We start from the raw sequence: 18,699 nt of genomic DNA on the forward strand, positions 1-18,699 counted from the left end.
CGCCGCACCGAGATCCGGCACGTGCACCCGCCAGATCGCCCGCCGGCCTCGTTCGGTCCTGGCGCCCGAGCACTGGCGTGGCCATCGTGGATCGGAGGCGGCAGGGAGCCACCGGCAGGTCAGTTGAGCGGACGGCCGGCGCACCGGCCGTAGGCGTCATGCCACGGGCGAAGTCGTTCGTACGCCCCACTCGCGGCCAGGACGTCTGCGTCGGCGTAGCGACGGCCGATCAGCTGCATGCCGACGGGCAACCCGCCGACGTCCCCGGCCGGGATCGATGCGGCTGGGTGCCCGGAGAAGTTGGTGAAGTAGGTGAGGCACCAGCCGATGAGCGGATCGACCTCGACGCCCTCGATGCTGCTGGGACCTACCGTGTTGCCGTCGTCGGCGTTCTCCACCGGCAGAGCGGCGAGGGTCGGCGTCACGAGCAGCTCGTGCGACCGCAGCACCTGCTGGATCTGGTCGTACACATGGGTACGCATGCGCTGATCGCGGAGCACGTCCTGCGCGCTGAGCCGGAACCCTTCGTCGATCCACCGCAGGTATTCGGGCGGGAAGCTGTCGCGGTGCTCGCCCAGCAGATCGAGGCCCTGCGCCTTGAGGCCCTCGAGGCCCTCGATGTTGAGCGGCAGGATCAGCCGGCACCACAGGTCGCTCAGCTCGCGCTGGTCGTAGTCGAACGTGAGATCGACTTCCTCTACGACGGCGCCCGCCTCCTGGAAAGCCTGCACCGCCTGCTCTACGACGGCTGCGACCCTGCGGTCCACCGGGTACACGCCGAAGTCGGGGCTGTACGCAATCCTCCAGCCACTGATCGACCGGCGGGTCGCCCCGGCGAAGCTCGTCGAATCGTCGAGGGCGAACGGGTCGCGGTCGTCGTACCCGGCCAGCACGTCGAGGGCGAGGGCCGCGTCGTCGACCGTGCGCGTCAGCGGGCCCTCGAACAGGAACGGGTTGAGGGCGCCGAAGGCGTTCGGTCGCGCCGTGTAGGGCACGCGCCCGAAAGAGGCCTTGTAGCCGTACAAGCCGCACCAGGCTGCAGGGATGCGGATGGACCCGCCGCCGTCCGTGCCTTCGGCCAACGGCAGCAGCCCGTCGGCGACGGCGGCGGCGCTACCGCCGGAGGACCCGCCCGTGTTCTTCGTCGTATCGAAGGGATTGCGTGACGGGCCGAACAAGTAGTTGTCACACGTACCACGGAAGCCCATCACCGGGCTGTTGGTCTTGCCGACGAGGACGGCGCCTGCGGCCTCCATCCTTTCCGCGTAGGTGCAGTACGCGGGAACGCTGAAGTCCCGCAGTGCCCGCACCCCGCCGAGCGTGGCAGGCCATCCGGGCTTGAAGTCGAACAAGTCCTTGATCGCCGTCGGGACCCCGTGCATGGGGCCGAGCGCATCGCCGGACGTCAGGGCACGCTCGGCCTGCTGCGCCCGCTCGCGGGCCTCGTCGAAGGCAGTGAAGACGAGGGCGTTCAGGCTCGGGTTGCGCGCCTCGATACGGGTGATCACTGCGTCGATGAGTTCGACGGGGGAGAGGTCCCGGCGCCGGATGCGTGCGGCCAGCTCGGTGGCAGGGGCGTAGGCCAGATCGTCGGACACCGTCGTCCGCCCTTCGTTCTCCACAAGACCCAGAGTTCAAGTCTGCCCAGCCGTTGTGCCCCCGGCAACAGAAAGGACAGCGGCCCGCGACCAGGACGGAGGTCATCCATCGGCCGTGGTCGCGGAAGACCCGTCGCGCAAGGGGTGCGAAGCGGTGTGCGTCAGCTCGTGTCCGAGGGGCGCCACGGCACGTCCGCACACGCCTGGCTTGCGCGTGATCGGAGCCCTGCGAGCGGTGGTCACCCGCGGAGGTCTTCGAGGAGTGACACCGTCTCGCATCCCGGGGGGCGTTGGGGCAGGCGGCGCGGTACTGGCGATGCAGGGGAAGGCGTCCGCGTCGCCGCGTCGATAGACGCTCAGGGGATGGTGATGACGACCTTCGCACGGGCGTGCTCGGTCTCCAGGTAGCGGATCGCGGCCGGCACCTGGGCCAGCGAGTAGGTGCGGTCGATGACCGGGCGAATCCGCCCGGACTCGGCCAGCCGAGCCAGCGCGTTCAGGCGCTCGATGGTCGGTGTCGCGGTGAACGGCTGGATCCGCTGACGGACCACCCGGCCGGCCAGCCCGCCGGCGACGATCAGTCGCATCGGGCCGACGAGGCTGCCGCCGTCGAACACCCCGCCGCCGGCCAGCACCAGGACTCCGCGCTCGGTGAGGACCTGGCGCAGCTCACGGAGGCGGCGGTTGCCCACGAGGTCGAGGACGACGTCGAAGCGGCGAGCGGCCGCGATGATGTCCGCGGTCGTGTAGTCGACGACGTCGTCTGCGCCGAGGGAGCGCACGAGTTCCACGTTCCGGGTGCTGCAGACGGCGGTGACGTGCGCGCCGAGGGCCTTGCCGATCTGGACGGCGAATGTGCCGACCCCGCCCGAGGCGCCGTTGACGAGCAGCCGGTGGCCGGGCTGCATCCGCGCGACGTCGCGGAGCCCCTGGAGGGCGGTGCAGCCGGCGAGTGGCAGGGCGGCGGCCTGCTCGAAGGTCAGGCCGGCGGGCCTGGGCGCCACCTGATCAGCCGGCGCGCAGACGTACTCGGCGAAGGCGCCGTCGGTCATGCCCGTCTCGCCGTACACCTCGTCGCCGGGCTGCACATGGCTCACCCCCACGCCGGCCTCGACGACCTCGCCGGCGAAGTCGCGGCCTCGGATGGACGCCTTGGGGCGGCGCACGCCGAGCTGCAGCCGGGCCAACGTGGGATCACCGCGCATGACGTGCCAATCAGCCGCGTTGACCGAAGCCGCTCGGACCCGCACCAGGACGTGGCCCGGTGCGGCGTCCGGGCGGTCGACGTCCTCGAGTCGCAGGGCGTCGGGGGATCCGTAGTGGTGCTGGACGATCGCCTTCATGGCTGCCCCTCGGTGCGTCCTGGTCGTTGCGCGGAACGCTAGGAACTGGGCAGGGGCAAGGTCATCAGGGAAGACCCTGAACGGCGCCCTGATCACGCGGTGCCGGCGCGTCGCGCCCGGCACCGATCTCGACACAGCCCCGGCCTCCCGGGTCCACGTCGACACGGACCGGTGACAGCCCCCGCGCCCTGCCCGGCGGCCGGTGCCCCGGGGACGGTCGACTCACCACCCGAGAGCGCACCGACGTCGCCGGCCACGCTCCCGTCGCATCGCCGACCGCGTCCGCGGCCGGTAGTCCTCCAGGCCTCGGGCGGGCATCAGAGAGCAGAAGAACCCCTGGCGGGCCTGGACCGTGGGGGTTCGACTCGGTGTCCGAGGGGGAGACGGTACTTCCGCACACGCCTGCGGGCAGCCCGCTGACCGGTCCAATGGCGGGGGCCCGCACTGAGGTGCACGACGGTGGCAGTGGAACCATGCCTCGACCGACAGCGCACGTGCTGATCGCTGATACGCAGCGAGTCCCAGACCGGGTTCCGCCGCAGTCCGGTGTCACGACGTGGACCCCAGCCAGGGAACCGCTTCGTCCACCCGGCGTCGAAACGGTCACGGCGGCCGGCCGCCGACGCGGTCCTCCGGACGCTTCCACGTCGGCGACGGCGCAACCTGATGCAGGTCCTGAGGCGTTCCTGACGATCATGTGTCGATCCCGGTGAGGGGTACCGAGGCTCCTGCCGCTCGGCCTAGCGTTACACGACCGGATGCAGCAGGAAGACGACGGATGGACGGGATGCCGGGGTCCGGATCGAGGGTTCTGGGCCGGTAGATACCGAGGGTGGGTGTGCAGATGCCCGACCTGGTGGAACGCGCAGCGGCACTCGACGCGCTCGAGGCCGCGCTCGAGGCCGCGGCTGGGGGTTGCGGATCCGTCGTCCTGGTGACGGGGGAGCCGGGCATCGGGAAGACCGCCCTGGTGACGCACTTCGCCGACCTCCATCGGACCGACGCCCGGGTCCTGATCGGGCTCTGCGACGACCTGGCCACGCCGCGGCCGCTGGGACCCTTCCGTGATCTGGCCGATCAGCTCTCCGGTACCAGCGCCGAGCTGGTGCGTCGTGACTCCGCGACCGCTGCTGCCTCGGTGCACCAGATGCTGCTGGAAGACCTGCGCCGAGGACCGGCGCCGACCGTGCTCGTCGTCGAGGACGTCCACTGGGCGGACCAGGCGACCATCGACGCCATCACCGTGCTGGGTCGGCGGCTCGCCGACGTGCCGGTCCTTCTGGTGCTGACCCTGCGCCTGGGCGACGTGGACCCCGGCCACCCGCTGTGGTCGGCGGTCGACGCGCTGCAGCGGGCGTCGACGGTGACCATCGATCTGTCGCCGCTGTCTCGTCAGGCTGTGCTCGCACTGGCGGGTCAGGATGCCGACCGCATCTATGCGCTCAGCAACGGCAACCCGTTCTTCGTCACCGAGCTCCTGGCCTCCGGGGACGGGCCACCCCCTCCGTCACTGGCCAACGCGGTCCTGAGCCGCGTCGCGCAGCTGCCCGATCGGCCTCGGCGGTTGCTGGAGCTGGTGTCCATGGTCCCGTCCCGCATGCCCACACGACTCCTCGACGTCCTCGAGCCCGACTGGGCTGCCGCGGCAGAGCCGGCCGAGCGTCGGCAGCTGCTGACCAGCGATGCCGAGCATGTCCGCTTCCGTTCCGAGCTGACCCGGGCCGCTGTGCGTTCCAGCGTCCCGCCGGTTCGTCGGCGGCAGCTTCACCGGAAGATCCTCCGGCACCTGCAGGAGGTCGGCGCCGAGCCCGCCGAACTCGTGCATCACGCCGAGGCCGCGGGGGATCCGGACATCGTGGCCGAGTACGCACTACCGGCCGCCCGGCAGGCGAGAGCTGTGGATTCCCATCGGGAGGCCCTGGCCCACCTCCGGCGCGCAGCGGACCACTGCGACCGGCTCTCCCCGTCGGAGCGGGCTCGGTTGTGGGGGGAGCTGGCGGAGACCGCGCACCTGGTCGGACACGGCGACGAGGCCCTCCGGGCGGCCGACGCGGCGATCGCGCTGGCGGAGGCGACGGGCGACGAGGAGGCGACTGGACGCTGCACGCGGCTGCGGTCCCAGCTCCACTGGTTCGCGGGGGAGGGGGAATCGGCGTGGCGGGACGCTCGCGCCGCGCTGCGGGTGCTCGACCGTAGCGGGTCCCCGGCCCAGTTGGCCCTCGGCTACGTCGGCTACGCCGAGCTGGCCATGCTCGCCAGTCGCACGGAGGACGCGCTGCGGTGGGGGGCCCGGGCCGTGGAGCTCGCTGGAGGCGACGACGCCGTCCTCGCCCGGGCCCTGGCCGCCGTCGGAGCTGCTCGCATGCAACTCGATCCTTCGGACACCGGCGTGCTCCACGCGGCCCTGGACGCTGCCCGCAGAACCGGGGAGCACGAGCATGCGGTGCTGAGCTACACGGCGTTGGCCTTCTGCAACCTGCTGTGGGTCCGGCCCGAGCGAGCGCTCCGTTCTCTCCAGGACGGGGTGCGGTACGCCCGTGAGCACGAGGTCGACACGATGGTCGGCTATCTGGAGGCGATACGTGCCTGGTTGCTACTGCGGCAGGGGGCCGAGGACGAGGCGACCGGATTGGCCCGGGCGACACTGACCCGTGCCGCCGCCCCCGAGAGCACGGTCGCCGGCCTGGTCGCCCGCACCGTGCTCGCCGAGCGGGCGGTGCGGCGGGGGGCCGACGACGCCGACATCCGGCTGGCCGCCGTCGCATCCGATGCCGACCGCACCGGAGAACTCAAGCGGATCGGCCCGGTGCTGGAGCTGGAGGCCGAGCGGGCCCTCACCCGCGGTGACCCCCTTCCGGTGAGCCGGCTGGAGGACATCTCCCGGAGGGTCGGCCCTCAGCCGCTGCGCTGCGGTGTCGCAGGCGCACGGCTGGCTGCCTGGGCCACCGTGTGCGGCGCCCCGCATGAGTTCGAGGGGCGGGCTCCGGAGCCGTATGCCGCCATGCTGGAACGCGACTGGCAGGCGGCCGCCGATGCGTTCGGCGCCGTGGGATGGCAGCACGACAGGGCCCTCCTGCTTTCCTTCACCGACTCCGAGCAAGCGCTGGCGGAGGCCGTCGAGATCGCCCGCACACTGGGCGCCCGCCCGCTGGAGGGGCGCATCCGCCGCCGGATGCGCGGGGCCGGACTGGCTGTTCCGCGGGGGGCGCTCCCGTCGACCCGGAGCAATCCTGCCCAGCTGACCGACCGCCAGCTGGAGGTCCTCGCCCTGGTCCGGGAGGGCCGCGGCAACGCCGACATCGCCGCGTTGCTGCACCTGTCACCACGGACCGTCGAACACCACGTGGCCGGCATCTTCACCAAGCTCGGGGTCGCCACCCGCGCCGAGGCGGTCGCGCGCTGCGCCGAACTCGACCTGGTCTAGGTACCTGCCGCCGCCGAAGCCCGTAAGGGTGCGGGCTGATGCCCGTGCAGCTACCGATGTGGCCGTTCGGCGTCCTTCCTAGGTTCGTGGCAGGCGGTCACTCCAGGGCCGCCGGACGAGGCCACAGGGAGGACACCGTGACCACCAGCACGATCGACAACGGGATCGACGTCCACGCGCTGACCGAGACCATCGAGGCCGTCAAGCAGGACCCGAGCATGGGTTCGTTCACCTTCCGCGCCCGCAGCAGATGGCAGGACGGGACGTACAACACGGGGGAGATCCACACGTTCGACCAGGGCGGCAGCGAGGACCGCAGCCGCGCGGCGGCCTTCACCCTGCACGGCGACGAGCCACCCGTGCTGCTGGGCGCCAACCGGGGACCGAACGCCGTCGAGCTGCTGCTCCAGGCGCTCGCGTTCTGCTACGCGGTCGGCTACGTGGCCAATGCCGCCGCCCGCGGCATCGAGATCACGCGCATGGAGTACGAGATCGAGGGTGACTTCGACGTCCGGCCGTTCCTGGGACTGGACGGACCCCGGCCGGGCTTCACCGTGATCCGGGCCCGAGGCCGCGTGTCCAGCCCGAATGCCACCCGCGAACAGCTCGAGGAGCTGTGCCGCTACGTCCAGGACACCTCGCCCGTGCGCGACTCGCTGGCCAACGCGGTGCCGGTCGAGACCACGCTCGAGGTCGTCTGACGGGGCCGACACGCCTGGAGGGGAATAGTCATGACGCGGACCACCGCCATCGACACCGACGCGCTCACCGCGAAGGTGCAGGAGATGTACCGGGCCGTGGCCCGGACGCCGCAGCAGGAGTTCCACTTCAAGACCGGCCGGGCGCTGGCCGAGCGGCTGGGCTACCCGCCGGCCGAGCTCGACCGCATCCCGGCCGAGGCCATCGAGTCCTTCGCCGGCGTGGGCTGGTTCTTCGACCTGGCCGATCCGCGCGAGGGGGACACGGTCCTGGACCTCGGGTCGGGGTCGGGGATGGACGCCTTCTTCGCCGCGCTGCGGGTCGGCCCGACCGGACGTGTCGTCGGGATCGACATGACCGACGCGCAGCTGGAGAAGGCCGACCGGCTCCGCGCCGAGCACGGCCTCGACCACGTCACGTTCCGGGCCGGGCGGATCGAGCAGCTGCCGGTCGACGACGCCAGCGTCGACGTCGTCATCTCCAACGGGGTGATCAACCTGATCCCCGACAAGGAGGAGGTGTTCCGCGAGGTGGTACGGGTGCTGCGGCCCGGTGGCCGGCTGGCCATCGCCGACATCGTCACCGACACCGCGCTCACCGAGGCGATCGTCTCCGACGTCGACCTGTGGGCCTCCTGCATCGGCGGCGCGCCCAGGCAGCAGGACTACCGGGACGCCATGGCGCGCGCCGGCCTGCGGGTGGAGGAGATGCGGCCCAACGACTACCAGTTCCTGTCCGAGCAGGCGCGCGCGGCCAGCGGCACCTACGGCGTGCGCAGCATCTCCGTCCTCGCGCGGAAGCACACGCCCTGACGTGGGCGCACGACCCACATCGGAAGGAGAAGCCGACCATGTCTGCTCCCTACCTCGTGCAGGACCAGCTGGACCAGCTCCGCCGGCGGGTGGACGGCGCCGTGACCGCTCCGGGAGACCCGGAGTACGACGAGGCCCGCACGGTCTGGAACGCGATGATCGACCGGCGTCCGTCGGCCGTGGTCCGGGCGGCCGACGTCGACGACGTCGTCTCGACGATCGCCGTGGCGCGGGACCACGGGCTCGACCTCGCGATCCGGGCCGGTGGGCACAACGTGGCCGGCAACGGCACCGTCGACGACGGGATCGTGCTCGACCTCGGGGCCATGAACGGGGTCACGGTCGACCCGGACACCGCCACGGTCCGTGTCGAGGGCGGTGCGACCCTGGCCGACGTCGACGCCGCCACCGAGCCCTACGGTCTGGCGGTGCCGCTGGGCGTGGTGTCCGCGACCGGCGTCGGCGGGCTCACCCTCGGCGGCGGTGTCGGCTGGTTGACCCGGCCCCACGGACTGACCGCCGACAACCTCCTGTCCGTGGAGATCGTCACCGCGGACGGCGAGCGGTTGACCGCCGGGCCGGCCGAGCACGCGGATCTCTTCTGGGCTCTTCGCGGGGGCGGGGGCAACTTCGGCGTGGTCACCGCGTTCAACTTCCGCGCCGACCCGCACGGGCCCGAGGTGTTCAGCGGCAACCTGGTGTACGGCCAGGACCGCTGGCCCGAGGCCTGGGCGGCGCTGGAGCGGTGGACCCGGGACCTGCCCGACGAGTTGACCATGATCACGACGACCCTGACGCCACCACCGGCCATGGAGATGGGAAGCGATCCGCTCCTGGTCGTCGGCTTCGTCTGGGCCTCGCCCGATCGGGCAGCCGGTGAGGCGGTCGTCGGGCGGCTGCGCGAGGCTGCGCCGCCGGACGTGGAGCAGGTCGGGGACAACCGGTGGGTCGAGTGGCAGTCGGTCCTCGACGGGCTGGTGCCGAAGGGCGTGCGCGCCTACTGGCGCAACGCCTCCTTCGACCGGCTCGACGCCGAGGTGATCGACGTCCTCACCCGGCGTGGCCGCGAACAGACCTGGGTCGGCACGGCCTTCGACGTCCACCACCTCGGTGGCGCCTTCGGCCGGGTGCCCGAGCACGCCACGGCGTTCCCCAACCGCTCGGCCCGGTTCTGGATCAACATGTACGGCTTCTGGGACGACGCCGCGGTGGACGACGAACGGGTCGCCTTCGTCCGCGGTCTGTCCGGGGACATGGACCGGTTCGCCACGGGCGGCCAGTACCTGAACTTCCAGGGCCACGAGGCATCCGGTCATCGGGCCATCGACCCGCGCACCGTCTTCGGCCCGGTCAAGTACGAGCGCCTGGTGCAGGTCAAGCGGCGCTACGACCCCGGCAACCTCTTCCACGTCAACCACAACATCCCGCCCGGCTGATCCCGGACCGGCCGGCGGACGAAGGAAGCGTTCCCGAGTCCACGGAGGCACGACCATGCTGGAACACACGAATCTGGACACCGGCGTCGAGTCCGTGCAGCAGTTCGAGCACGGCCACATCGCCTGGGGAACCGTAGGCGAGTACACGGCCTGGCGGCTGACCGCCGGACCCGGCTGGCGCTACTCCCAGCACCTCGGCCCCCTCGAGGGCACCGAGACCTGCCCGGAGGACCACATGCTCTTCGTCGTGGCCGGACGGATGGGGATCCGGACGGACAGCGGCGAGGAACTGGAGAGCGGCCCGGGGGACGCCGTGCGCATCCCCCCGGGGCACGACGCCTGGACCGTGGGGGCGGACACGCTGGTCGCGCTGGGGGTGGATCCGCGATGAACACGCAGAAGCTCTCGCTCGACGGTGCCCGTCTGGCCTACGACGAGCGAGGGTCCGGCGACCCGGTCGTCCTCGTGCACGGTGCGGGGACCGGATCGGCGGTGTGGGGAGCCGTGCCCGCGATGCTCGCCGAGGATCACCGCGTCATCCGGTACGACCGCCGCGGATTCCTCCGGTCCGAAGGCAGTCCCACCCCTGATGCCCGACGCCACGTCGCCGACCTGGCCGCGGTGCTCGAACGCGTGGCACGCGCCCCGGCGACGGTCTTCGGCTGGAGCAGTGGTGGCAACGTCGCACTGGCCCTGGCCACCCGGCGGCCGGACCTGGTCTCCTCCGTCGTGGTCCTGGAGCCCCCGTTCCACGGGCTGCGGAGGCCGCGGAACGGGTTGATCCCGGCGCTGCTCGGCGCCAAGGTTCGCCAGGTGCGGGGTCGACGCCGCGAGGCCGCGGCGCACTTCTTCCGCTGGGCGGGCGTCCGGAGATCCGGCGGGAACTCCTTCGACGACGCACCGGCGGAGGTCCGGGAGGAGCTGCTCGACTGCGCGGAGGCCATGCTCGCCGAACTCGACCCGCATCCGGCCGGCATCCTGATGCACCACGTGAAGGCCGGCGAGGTCGCGGCCTGCCCGGTGCCGCTCACCTGGCTGCTGTCCGAGGACAGCGGCCCCTGGTACGAGCAGCTGCACGCCGACATGCAGCGCCGCATCCCGGCGATGCGCACCGTGCGGATCGAGCGGGCCGGCCACTTCGCCGTGCTCGACCGTCCGGGCGCCGTGGCCGACGCGATCCGCGAGGCCGCCGTTGCTCCGACCAGGCGAGTCGGGGCAACCGACGGAAGGAGTCCACGATGACGAACGGCACAGCACGAACCGAGTCGGAGGACACGTTGCCGGTCGTGGTGATCGGGGCCGGGCCGACCGGACTGGCCACCGCGGCCGCCCTCGGCCGCCGCGGGGTGCCGGCCATCGTCCTCGAGGAGGGGGACGGGGTCGGCACCGCCTGGCGCCGTCGCTACCGGGGGCTCCGGCTGAACAGCGGCCGGGCCTTCTCGGGGCTGCCCGGGATGCGGATGCCTCGCCGGGCGGGCACCTTCCCGGGTCGGGACGACGTGGTCGCCTACCTCGAGGCGTACAGCGCCGCCGCCGGGCTCGACGTGCAGACAGGCGTGCACGTTCGGCAGGTGGCCGACGACCGAGGGCAGTGGCGGGTCGCCACCGACCACGGCGACTGGTGCACCGGGGAGGTCGTCGTCGCGACCGGTCTGCTGGCCCGGGGCGCCGTGCCGCCGGAGTGGGACGCGGACCGATCCTCGATCCATGCGGTCCACTCCGGCGACTACACCGACCCGGCCCCGTTCACCGGGTCCGACGTGCTCGTGGTGGGGGCCGGCTCGTCGGGGCTCGAGATCGCGCACGACCTGGCGCACGGGGGAGCGCGCAGCGTCCGGCTGTCGGTGCGCACGCCCCCGAACATCCTGCCCCGGTCGGTGGCCGGGATGCCCGGTGACCCGGCGGTCCACCTGCTGCGCCGGCTGCCACCACGGGTGGCCGACGCGGCCGTGCGTCCGCTGCAGCGGCTCGCCATCGGCGACCTCAGCGACGTCGGCCTGCCCGCACCGGACGAGGGGCCGTTCACCCGCCAGTGCCGGCCGCACGACGCCGGTCCGGCCATCGTCGACCGCGAGGTCGTGGACGACCTGCGGTCCGGCCGGATCCGCGTGGTGGCGGCGGTTCACCGGCTGGAAGGGGACCGCGTGCTCCTGGCCGACGGCAGCAGCCTCCGGGTCGACGCCGTCGTCGCCGCGACGGGCCTGCGCCCCGGGCTCGAGCCGATGGTGGGCGACCTCGGCGTGCTCGACGACGGCGGTCTTCCGGTGGCCCGGGACGAGGAGCCCGCGCTGCCGGGGCTGCGGTTCGTCAACTTCGGGATGCGGCCCGGGCTGCTCGCCGCCGCCGGCCAGCGCGCCCGTCGCACGGCCGCCGCGATCGCCCGCGAGTACTGGGAGCGCGACGAGGAAGCGGCGCCCGCCCGGTGGGTCACCCGCCGGTCCGAGCGCGCCTGACCGTGCTCGGCCGTCCGTCCTGAGCGGGCGCTCGCTCGCTGGTCAGCCGTGAACAGCTGCGGAGGGCCATGGCAGTGTCGGAGATCGCGTGGGTCCGCATGGCAGTGCGGCTCGGTGGCACCCGGTCGACCTCCGGTCCGCGTAGCACGACGAACCAGACGACCGCGACGAGACAGCCGATCGCCGCGATCCGGCAGAGAAGTGGGGCCGGCACGGCGCGGGCGTTGACGAGCACGGACGTCAGCCCGGCGATGGCACCGATGATCGAGCCGATGGGTCCGGTCCGCATCCGCGAGGCGGGCAGGAAGGGCAACCGGCATCCGGCCTCCGGTCGGGGCACGCCCGGGGGCAGCGAGGTCAGACCCGTTCGTAGTCCTCCAGCGGCGCTAGCGAGCTCCATCGTTCCGGGAGCCGCACGACCGCCCGCTCGGACAGGGGTAGAACGTGGTCCGGATCGAGCAGCGCCACCTCGGCGCCGTCCAGCTGCAGGCGGCGGAGCATCTCTGCGAGCATCCGTCGAGCGACGTCGTCCACCGACGACACCCGCCGAAGGTCCAGGACGAACACCGCGACGGGAATGCCGTCGGCCACCGTCCGCAGCACCCGTTCCGCGCTGCTGAACTGCAGGGAGCCCTGCAGGCTGCACACGCGCGCGAGGGAGCCGTCCGGCCCACGGAGCGTCCGGTCCCGTCGAACCGTCGACCGGGCCGGCTCCGGGGCCTGCATGATGTGCAGCCCCATATCGGCAGACATGCGGGTGCAGATCCGGACCCCTCGCGTGCTGTTGCCGTGGGAGTCCAGCCTCGGTGAGAAGGTGGCCATCCCGAGCTGGCCGGGCATCACCCCCAGGATGCCTCCGGAGACACCGCTCTTCGCCGGGAACCCGACCGTGGTCATCCAGTCCCCGGCGGCGTCGTACATGCCGCAGCTCATCATCACGCTCAGCACCTGTCGGGCCACGTCCACCGGCACGACCTGCTTGCCGGTGGCCGGCTGCACACCACCCGCCGCCAGTGTGGCCGCCATGGTCGCCAGATCAGCCGTGGTCACCGAGATCGCGCACTGCTGGGTGTATCCGCTGACCACGTCCCGCGGGTCCTGGGAGATCACGCCGTAGCTGCGGAGCATGTTGGCGATGGCCAGGTTGCGGTAGGCCTGCGACATCTCGGATTCGTAGATGCCGCGGTCCACGTGCAGTTCACGGCCGGCGAAGTCCGACATCAGTCGCCGGACCCTCTCCACCCGGGTGTCGACGTCGTCCGCGGGGTCGCCGACCAAGGCGTGTGCCGTCAGCGCCCCGGCGTTGATCATGGGATTGCGGGGCCGCCTCGAGTCCCGTTCCAACGAGAGCTCGTTGAACGCCTCGCCGCTGGGTTCCACGCCGATCCACTCCAGGACGTCGTCCACCCCGCGCTCGGCCAGGGCCAGGGCGTAGACGAACGGTTTCGAGATCGACTGGATGGAAAACTCCGTGCGGCTGTCGCCGGCGCTGTAGAGCGTCCCGTCGATCGTCGACAGGCACACGGCGAGCCGGTCCGGGTCGGCCGACGCCAGCTCGGGGATGTAGCCCGCCAGGGCGCCCGCGTCGTCGCCGCAGGCGTCCAGGATCTCCGTCAGATAGTCGGGCACCGGTGATCTCACTGATTCCGTCTCCCATCGCTGGCGCAATGAAAACCCTTCCACGTGACGCTCCGCTGACGCGAGCGGGTGACCGGGGGACAGGGCGTGTGGCCCGTGCAGCGTCAGCTGCCCAGCCGGGCCAGGGCTGCGACGACGAGTGCCTGCGTCCCGGTGTCGCAGCGCGGCCGGACGATCCGCGCGAAGGCGGGTGAGTGGCTGCCCAGGATGTCCTGAGCGACTCGGCTGGCGGACGCGGCTTGCGGGTGAGTGGCGCGATCGGTGCAGCCGACGCCCCGGTGAAGCGCCCCAGCTCTCGTCCCGCTCTCGTACGTGATGCTCCTGCAGGGTGGGGGCAGCGCCGTGGGCCCGCTCGGCCTCATTCGGGGTGATCATTCCCAGGGTGCCGTGCAGGCGCCCGTTGTTCCACCAGTCGACCCAGCCGGCGGTGGCGTGCTCCGCGTCGGAGACGGTCCTGTGGCACCCGGCTGGAAGACGGGAGTGCGGATGCGCTCGGCCTTGAACAGGCCGTGCTTCAGTGATCTTGTGTCAGTGGGGCGACACGGTATCTCCGCACATGCCTGCGCCGGCCATGACCTGGCGATCAGCGGTAGACATCGGTGCGGTGCGAGATGCGCACGAGCCGGACCAGGATCTTGTCGTCGTGGATGGAGTGGATGACGCGGTACCGACCTCGTCGCGCGGACCAATAGCCGTCGAGCTCGAAGCGCAGCGGCTTGCCGACGCGATGCGGGTCCGCGGCGAGCGGTCCGTAGAGGAAGTCGACGACCGCGACCGCAACCGGCTCGGGTAGGTCGCCGCGCCCGCGGTGGCCGGCGGCCAGCTTCCGCACGACCGCGGCTCACCCCGTCGCGTGCCCCGCAGCCGTGAACAAGGTTGCGGTGGGCGCCGGGCGCGTTGCCGGGGCGCGGATCGGGTGCCGGCGGACCTCGCGCGGCCACCGGCAGGGCGGTTGCTGCTGCGCGGGCCCCGCCGGGGGTGCAGGATGCCGCGAGGACCCGCTCCGCGGCGGCGGGCCCGGTCGGCGATGGGGGGCGGGGTGAACCTCGAGAAGGTCGTGTTCGGGTTCTTCGTCGTGCTCGCCGCCACCCTGAATTTCGGGTTCTTCCTCGGCGACATCGACGACCCGACGGTGCACAACCGGTACGAGCTGTTCGCCGCGGTCGTCGTCAACCTCATCGCGACCGTGCTCAAGTTCGGCGACCGCACGCAGCTCGGGGCGGTGCACCTGGCCACGAGCCTGGTCGCCGACCTCCAGCTCATCGCCGCCGCCCTCGTGCTCGGCTACGCCGCCTACGTCTCCACCGCCGGTCTCACCGCCGCCACGACGGCAAGCATCGTGTCGCTGTCCGGTGGCGCGTTGCTGGCAAACCTGATCTCGATCGTGCTCCTGGTCGTCGAGACGGCGTCGTTCCACCGCGGGTGATCGGAGGGCGTCGTGGGCAACCCCCTGCTGCTGATGTGGTGGCGCCTGATCGCGCGGGACGACGACGGCCGGCGGACCGGCGGACCCCCGCCGCCCGAGGTCGCCGTACCGCACGCCGAGGCATCGGCCCCGGTGTTCCTCGTGCTCCGGCGGATGCGCGCCCCCCTGATCGTGCTCATCGTCGTGTTCGCGGTGAGCGTGCTGGGGCTGACGCTGGTCCCCGGCGAGGACGCGGCCGGCCGGCCGTGGCGGATGGGCTTCTTCGATGCCTTCTACTTCATGAGCTACACCGCGACGACGATCGGCTTCGGCGAGATCCCGTACCCGTTCACCGCCGCCCAGCGGATGTGGGCCATGGCGGCGATCTACCTGAGCGTGATCGGCTGGGCGTACGCCATCGGGTCGCTGCTGGCACTGCTGCAGGACCGCGCCTTCCGCGCCGCCCTGGCCCTCCAGCACGTCACCCGCAAGGTCGGCCGGTTGGGGGAGCCGTTCGTGCTGCTGGCGGGCTACGGGCGCGCCGGGGAGCTGCTCGGGCACGCGCTCGACGCCCTCGGCCGCCGCTTCGTGGTGCTCGACCAGGCGAACGAGCGGATCGACGACCTGGAACTGGACTCCTTCCACGCCGACATCCCCGCCCTGGCCGCTGACGCCCGGGACCCCGGCAACCTCGCCGTCATGGGTCTGGGCTCCCCGTCGTGCGAGGCGGTCGTGGCCCTCACCGACGATGACGAGGCCAACCTCGCCGTGGTCATGGCCGCGGCCCTGCTCCGTCCGGAGCTGCCGGTCATCGCCCGTGCCACGTCCGCGGCGATGGCCGAGCGGATGCAGGCCTTCGGCTCCCCCTCCGTGGTCAACCCCTTCGACCGCTACGGCGACCACCTGTGCCTGGCCGCGCGCGCACCGGCCACCTACCGGCTGCTGACCTGGCTCGAGCGCGGGCCGGGCGCGGAGCTGCCCGCCCTCAGCCACCCACCGCGCGAGGGCCGCTGGGTGGTCTGCGGGTACGGCCGGCTCGGCCGGTCCCTGGCCACGGACCTGCGCGCGGAGAGCCTCGCGGTGACCGTCGTCGACCCGGAACCGGGCGGGGCCGATGAGGACGCCGGCGACGACCTCGTGGTGGGGGACGGCGTCGACCCGGACGTGCTGGCCCGCGCGGGAATTGCGACCGCGGTGGGCTTCGTCGCGGGTACGGACAACGACACGACCAACCTCTCGCTCGTGGCCGCCGCCCGCCGGGCCAACCCCGGCCTGTTCGTCGGCGCCCGGCAGAACCGGCCGGCCAGCGCCCCGCTGTTCGCAGCGATGGGGATCGACATCCTGCTCGTCCCCACCGAGGTGGTCGCCTGGGACGTCTACGCCCAGCTGGCCACGCCGCTGCTGTGGCGTTTCCTCCAGGAGATGCCACGGCAGGGCGACGCCTGGGCGGCGGAGCTGGTGGAGCGTCTCACCGCGCTGTGCGGCCGGCACATGGAGGGGCTGTGGACGCTCCCGCTGACCCCGCGGGCGGCCCCGGCGCTCGGGAGCTGGCTCGCCGGCGGCGACGCGCGCCTGGGCGATCTGCTGCGCAACCCCGACGACCGCGACCGGCCGTTGCACGCACTGGTGCTGTTGGTCGTGCGCGACGGGCAGGCCACCCCGACCCCCGGTCCGGACTTCCTGCTGGCCCCGGGGGACGAGCTTCTGCTGACCGGGTGGGCGGCCGCCCGCCGCGCGCTCGCGACCACGCTCACGGTGGATTCCGTTCGCGAGTACGTGGTCTCCGGGAACCGGGTGCCGGCCGGCTGGGTGTGGCGCCGGCTGAGCCGGGACACCCGCGCGCCGGAGCCGGCCGCCGGGCGTCGGCCGGGCTGAGCTCGTCCGGTGAAGGTCGCCTCGGAGCGCCTGGGCCACGCCAGCGCCACCATCACGCTCAGCTCTACCAGCGCGTGCACCCGGGCGTGGGCCGCGAGGCAGCCGACCGATTCACTGCGCTGCCCGAGGGCTGACCGTGGCGCGAAGTATCACGCGAGGATAAGAAGGCCCTTCCAAAGTCCTGACAGGGCACCCCCCGGGCTCCTGAACTGCAGAAGCCCCAAGATGGGTGTCCGAGGGGCGACGCGCTCCATTCGCACACGACTACGGCCGGTTGAAGAGCACCTTGGGTGAACCGGGTCCCGCCTTCACGGCCCCGGTCGCCGGCGTCGGACGGAGCACGGGCGGGACCGAGTACCGCGGGGCTGCCGGTCGCCGAGGGCGGTTGCTCAGGGAAGTGCGCATGGCGGTGGTGGCCGTCGCCGACCGCTCATCCCGGCGCCTGAGGCGCATCGGGCCGATGACGGCTCAGGCCGTCTGCGGGACCTCGTCGCGCATGGCCCACCAGATCCCCCAGGCAAGCCAGGCCACTCCCAGGGGGACAGACAGGAGCACCCGATCGTCCTGCGCGTTGAACGGGAGCGACACGAGGGCAGCGACGATCAAGGCGGAACCCGACCAGCGCCACGAGCCGCCGGCCCGTAGCCCGCCGACCCCCGTCAGGAGGGCGCCGGCGACCGGAACCAGCCGGCCGAGCGAGTCGGTGTCGTGCAGCCACCACAGCGGTGAATCCCCTGGCAGCGCGGCATTCACGGCGATCCCCGTTGCGAGCAGAGGCAGGAGAAAATCCCCGCGGCCCTGGGAGCCTCAGTCGCGGCCGAGGGCGTCAGCGACCACTCGGAACCACGCCACTCGGCTGGGCTCCTCCTCCAGGCGTTCGAGCGTGGCTCGCTGGTCGAGGAAAGCGGGGTCTGCGTGCCACCCCTCCCAGTCCTCGCGGCTCCGCCAGGTTCCGACGATCACGCGGATGGAGTCCTCGTCGTCCGAGGTGAGGAGCTGTCCGGAGATCCAGCCGGGCCGCTCACGGGCGGAGTCGAACCGGGCGCGCATCGCGGCGTCCCACTCCGCCTCTCCTCCGGGCCGGAGCCTGGTCGTGGTCACCACTGTCATCATTACTGACTCCCGGATACCGGAGGTTCGGTCGAGGTCGCGACCAGCGAATCACGTGAGCGGTCGGTCAGCACATCGGGCGTAGGCGTCATACCAGGGGGCGCAGGCGTCCATAGGCCGCGCGGGCGGCGAACACACCGGCGTCGCCGTAGCGACGTCCGATCAACTGCACGCGGCCGGCACAACCCGTCGACGTCCCCGGCCGGAAGGACCCTGACCCGGTTTCTCGGACACCTGATGTCAGGGGATGGTGAACCCCGGTCTGCCGAAGTAGACGGGGGTTGTTCATCTGCTCACGATGCGCGGCTCGGCCGGTGACTGCTGAGTCATGGCGGGCTCCCGGCGCTCCTCATCAGACCTCGACGGCCGTGCCGCAGATGCCGCAGATCTCGAGCTGCCGTCGTCCCCACCGGGCGATCGGGATGAGAAAGATGGTGAACTGCTCCACCGACCGCACCTGCGCCCATGGCGTGGTGTTGCCGCAGTTCGGGCAGGTGCGGACTTCCCCCGGGCCCAGGTCCTGTTCCTTGGTGCCGAAGCCGAAGAGGAAGATCATTCCGTGACCGTAGGCAGTCGGCCGGCCGCCGCTGGGCGGGCGTCTTCCTCGAGGCTCGGAGCAATGGGGCTCGAGGTTCCCCGCTCAGGCCGCGCGGAGTTGACCAGGCCCTCGCAGCACCACGCCACCGGTCTAGTGGACCTTCTTGCACTGGGGAAGGGCCAGCAGCGCCCGAGACTCCCGGCCGGCCTGCCGGCCGATGTCGTCGGTGGTGCCTGGCTCGATGCTGACTCCCGGGGATGTCGTCAAGCGGCGCTCATGGCGATGCCTTCGTCCATAGGGGGAGCGCGGTCCCCTGCGGAGGACCAGGGGCGTAGCCGGGAGGCGTGTGGCGCGTGGCGGTGCTGATC

The 18,699-nt window shown here is 72.1% G+C and carries 16 protein-coding genes; 9 read left to right on the forward strand and 7 right to left on the reverse strand.

What is annotated here, in order from left to right; translation table 11 throughout:
- Positions 1-119: 119 nt before the first annotated feature.
- Both O2W17_RS19735 and O2W17_RS19740 read right to left on the reverse strand, forming a co-directional pair.
- Complete coding sequence (locus O2W17_RS19735; RefSeq protein ID WP_269194161.1) at positions 120-1,622, reverse strand: amidase; 1,503 nt, start codon at positions 1,620-1,622, stop codon at positions 120-122.
- A gap of 332 nt (positions 1,623-1,954) precedes the next feature.
- On the reverse strand, positions 1,955-2,941 hold the full coding sequence (locus O2W17_RS19740) for an NAD(P)-dependent alcohol dehydrogenase (protein WP_269194162.1): 987 nt from the start codon (positions 2,939-2,941) through the stop codon (positions 1,955-1,957).
- A gap of 844 nt (positions 2,942-3,785) precedes the next feature.
- On the opposite strand from O2W17_RS19740, the gene O2W17_RS19745 reads away from it, so the two are divergent.
- From O2W17_RS19745 to O2W17_RS19775, 7 genes are all read left to right on the forward strand, one after another.
- Positions 3,786-6,365, forward strand: a complete 2,580-nt coding sequence (locus tag O2W17_RS19745) for an ATP-binding protein (RefSeq protein WP_269194163.1) — start codon at positions 3,786-3,788, stop codon at positions 6,363-6,365.
- A gap of 137 nt (positions 6,366-6,502) precedes the next feature.
- Positions 6,503-7,066: an OsmC family protein gene (locus O2W17_RS19750; RefSeq protein WP_269194164.1), complete on the forward strand. Its 564-nt coding sequence runs from the start codon at positions 6,503-6,505 to the stop codon at positions 7,064-7,066.
- A gap of 30 nt (positions 7,067-7,096) precedes the next feature.
- Entirely contained in the window at positions 7,097-7,876 is a 780-nt protein-coding gene (locus O2W17_RS19755) for a methyltransferase domain-containing protein (RefSeq protein ID WP_269194165.1), read from the forward strand.
- Between the two features lie 38 nt (positions 7,877-7,914).
- A complete protein-coding gene (locus tag O2W17_RS19760; RefSeq protein WP_269194166.1) occupies positions 7,915-9,312 on the forward strand; it encodes an FAD-binding oxidoreductase in 1,398 nt (465 codons plus the stop codon).
- A 55-nt stretch (positions 9,313-9,367) separates the two neighbouring features.
- Positions 9,368-9,703 carry a cupin domain-containing protein gene (locus tag O2W17_RS19765; protein ID WP_269194167.1) on the forward strand — a complete coding sequence of 112 codons (336 nt, stop codon included), beginning with the start codon at positions 9,368-9,370 and terminating at the stop codon, positions 9,701-9,703.
- Entirely contained in the window at positions 9,700-10,554 is an 855-nt protein-coding gene (locus O2W17_RS19770) for an alpha/beta fold hydrolase (protein WP_269194168.1), read from the forward strand. The genes O2W17_RS19765 and O2W17_RS19770 overlap by 4 nt, the downstream gene beginning before the upstream one ends.
- On the forward strand, positions 10,551-11,765 hold the full coding sequence (locus tag O2W17_RS19775) for a flavin-containing monooxygenase (protein WP_269194169.1): 1,215 nt from the start codon (positions 10,551-10,553) through the stop codon (positions 11,763-11,765). The genes O2W17_RS19770 and O2W17_RS19775 overlap by 4 nt, the downstream gene beginning before the upstream one ends.
- Positions 11,766-12,122: 357 nt before the next feature.
- Here O2W17_RS19775 and O2W17_RS19780 read toward each other — a convergent pair whose 3' ends face one another.
- On the reverse strand, positions 12,123-13,394 hold the full coding sequence (locus tag O2W17_RS19780) for a glutaminase (RefSeq protein ID WP_269194170.1): 1,272 nt from the start codon (positions 13,392-13,394) through the stop codon (positions 12,123-12,125).
- Between the two features lie 592 nt (positions 13,395-13,986).
- A complete protein-coding gene (locus O2W17_RS19790) occupies positions 13,987-14,235 on the reverse strand; it encodes a type II toxin-antitoxin system RelE family toxin (RefSeq protein WP_269194171.1) in 249 nt (82 codons plus the stop codon).
- 207 nt (positions 14,236-14,442) lie between these two features.
- On the opposite strand from O2W17_RS19790, the gene O2W17_RS19795 reads away from it, so the two are divergent.
- Both O2W17_RS19795 and O2W17_RS19800 read left to right on the forward strand, forming a co-directional pair.
- On the forward strand, positions 14,443-14,829 hold the full coding sequence (locus O2W17_RS19795; protein ID WP_269194172.1) for a DUF6394 family protein: 387 nt from the start codon (positions 14,443-14,445) through the stop codon (positions 14,827-14,829).
- A gap of 12 nt (positions 14,830-14,841) precedes the next feature.
- Positions 14,842-16,683 carry a potassium channel family protein gene (locus O2W17_RS19800; protein WP_269194173.1) on the forward strand — a complete coding sequence of 614 codons (1,842 nt, stop codon included), beginning with the start codon at positions 14,842-14,844 and terminating at the stop codon, positions 16,681-16,683.
- Positions 16,684-17,151: 468 nt separating this feature from the next.
- Here the strand turns inward: O2W17_RS19800 and O2W17_RS19805 are convergent, their stop codons facing one another.
- The 3 genes from O2W17_RS19805 to O2W17_RS19815 form a co-directional block, all read right to left on the reverse strand.
- Entirely contained in the window at positions 17,152-17,436 is a 285-nt protein-coding gene (locus O2W17_RS19805) for a hypothetical protein (protein ID WP_269194174.1), read from the reverse strand.
- A gap of 54 nt (positions 17,437-17,490) precedes the next feature.
- The gene (locus O2W17_RS19810) at positions 17,491-17,784 is read right to left on the reverse strand and encodes an antibiotic biosynthesis monooxygenase family protein (protein WP_269194175.1); all 294 of its coding nucleotides are present in this window, start codon (positions 17,782-17,784) and stop codon (positions 17,491-17,493) included.
- Between the two features lie 361 nt (positions 17,785-18,145).
- Positions 18,146-18,349, reverse strand: coding sequence for a zinc-ribbon domain-containing protein (locus O2W17_RS19815; protein WP_269194176.1), 204 nt, complete (start codon positions 18,347-18,349; stop codon positions 18,146-18,148).
- Positions 18,350-18,699: the final 350 nt, after the last annotated feature.

Origin of the sequence: Blastococcus sp. VKM Ac-2987 (assembly GCF_026967805.1) — a bacterium.
Lineage (GTDB): Bacteria > Actinomycetota > Actinomycetes > Mycobacteriales > Geodermatophilaceae > Blastococcus.

Bases quoted from the DNA above. Each gene is read 5' to 3' on its own strand.
- O2W17_RS19740 (WP_269194162.1), bottom strand. From the start codon at position 2,941: ATGAAGGCGATCGTCCAGCACCACTACGGATCCCCCGACGCCCTGCGA.
- O2W17_RS19745 (WP_269194163.1), top strand. From the start codon at position 3,786: ATGCCCGACCTGGTGGAACGCGCAGCGGCACTCGACGCGCTCGAGGCC.
- O2W17_RS19755 (WP_269194165.1), top strand. From the start codon at position 7,097: ATGACGCGGACCACCGCCATCGACACCGACGCGCTCACCGCGAAGGTG.
- O2W17_RS19760 (WP_269194166.1), top strand. From the start codon at position 7,915: ATGTCTGCTCCCTACCTCGTGCAGGACCAGCTGGACCAGCTCCGCCGG.
- O2W17_RS19765 (WP_269194167.1), top strand. From the start codon at position 9,368: ATGCTGGAACACACGAATCTGGACACCGGCGTCGAGTCCGTGCAGCAG.
- O2W17_RS19770 (WP_269194168.1), top strand. From the start codon at position 9,700: ATGAACACGCAGAAGCTCTCGCTCGACGGTGCCCGTCTGGCCTACGAC.
- O2W17_RS19775 (WP_269194169.1), top strand. From the start codon at position 10,551: ATGACGAACGGCACAGCACGAACCGAGTCGGAGGACACGTTGCCGGTC.
- O2W17_RS19815 (WP_269194176.1), bottom strand. From the start codon at position 18,349: ATGATCTTCCTCTTCGGCTTCGGCACCAAGGAACAGGACCTGGGCCCG.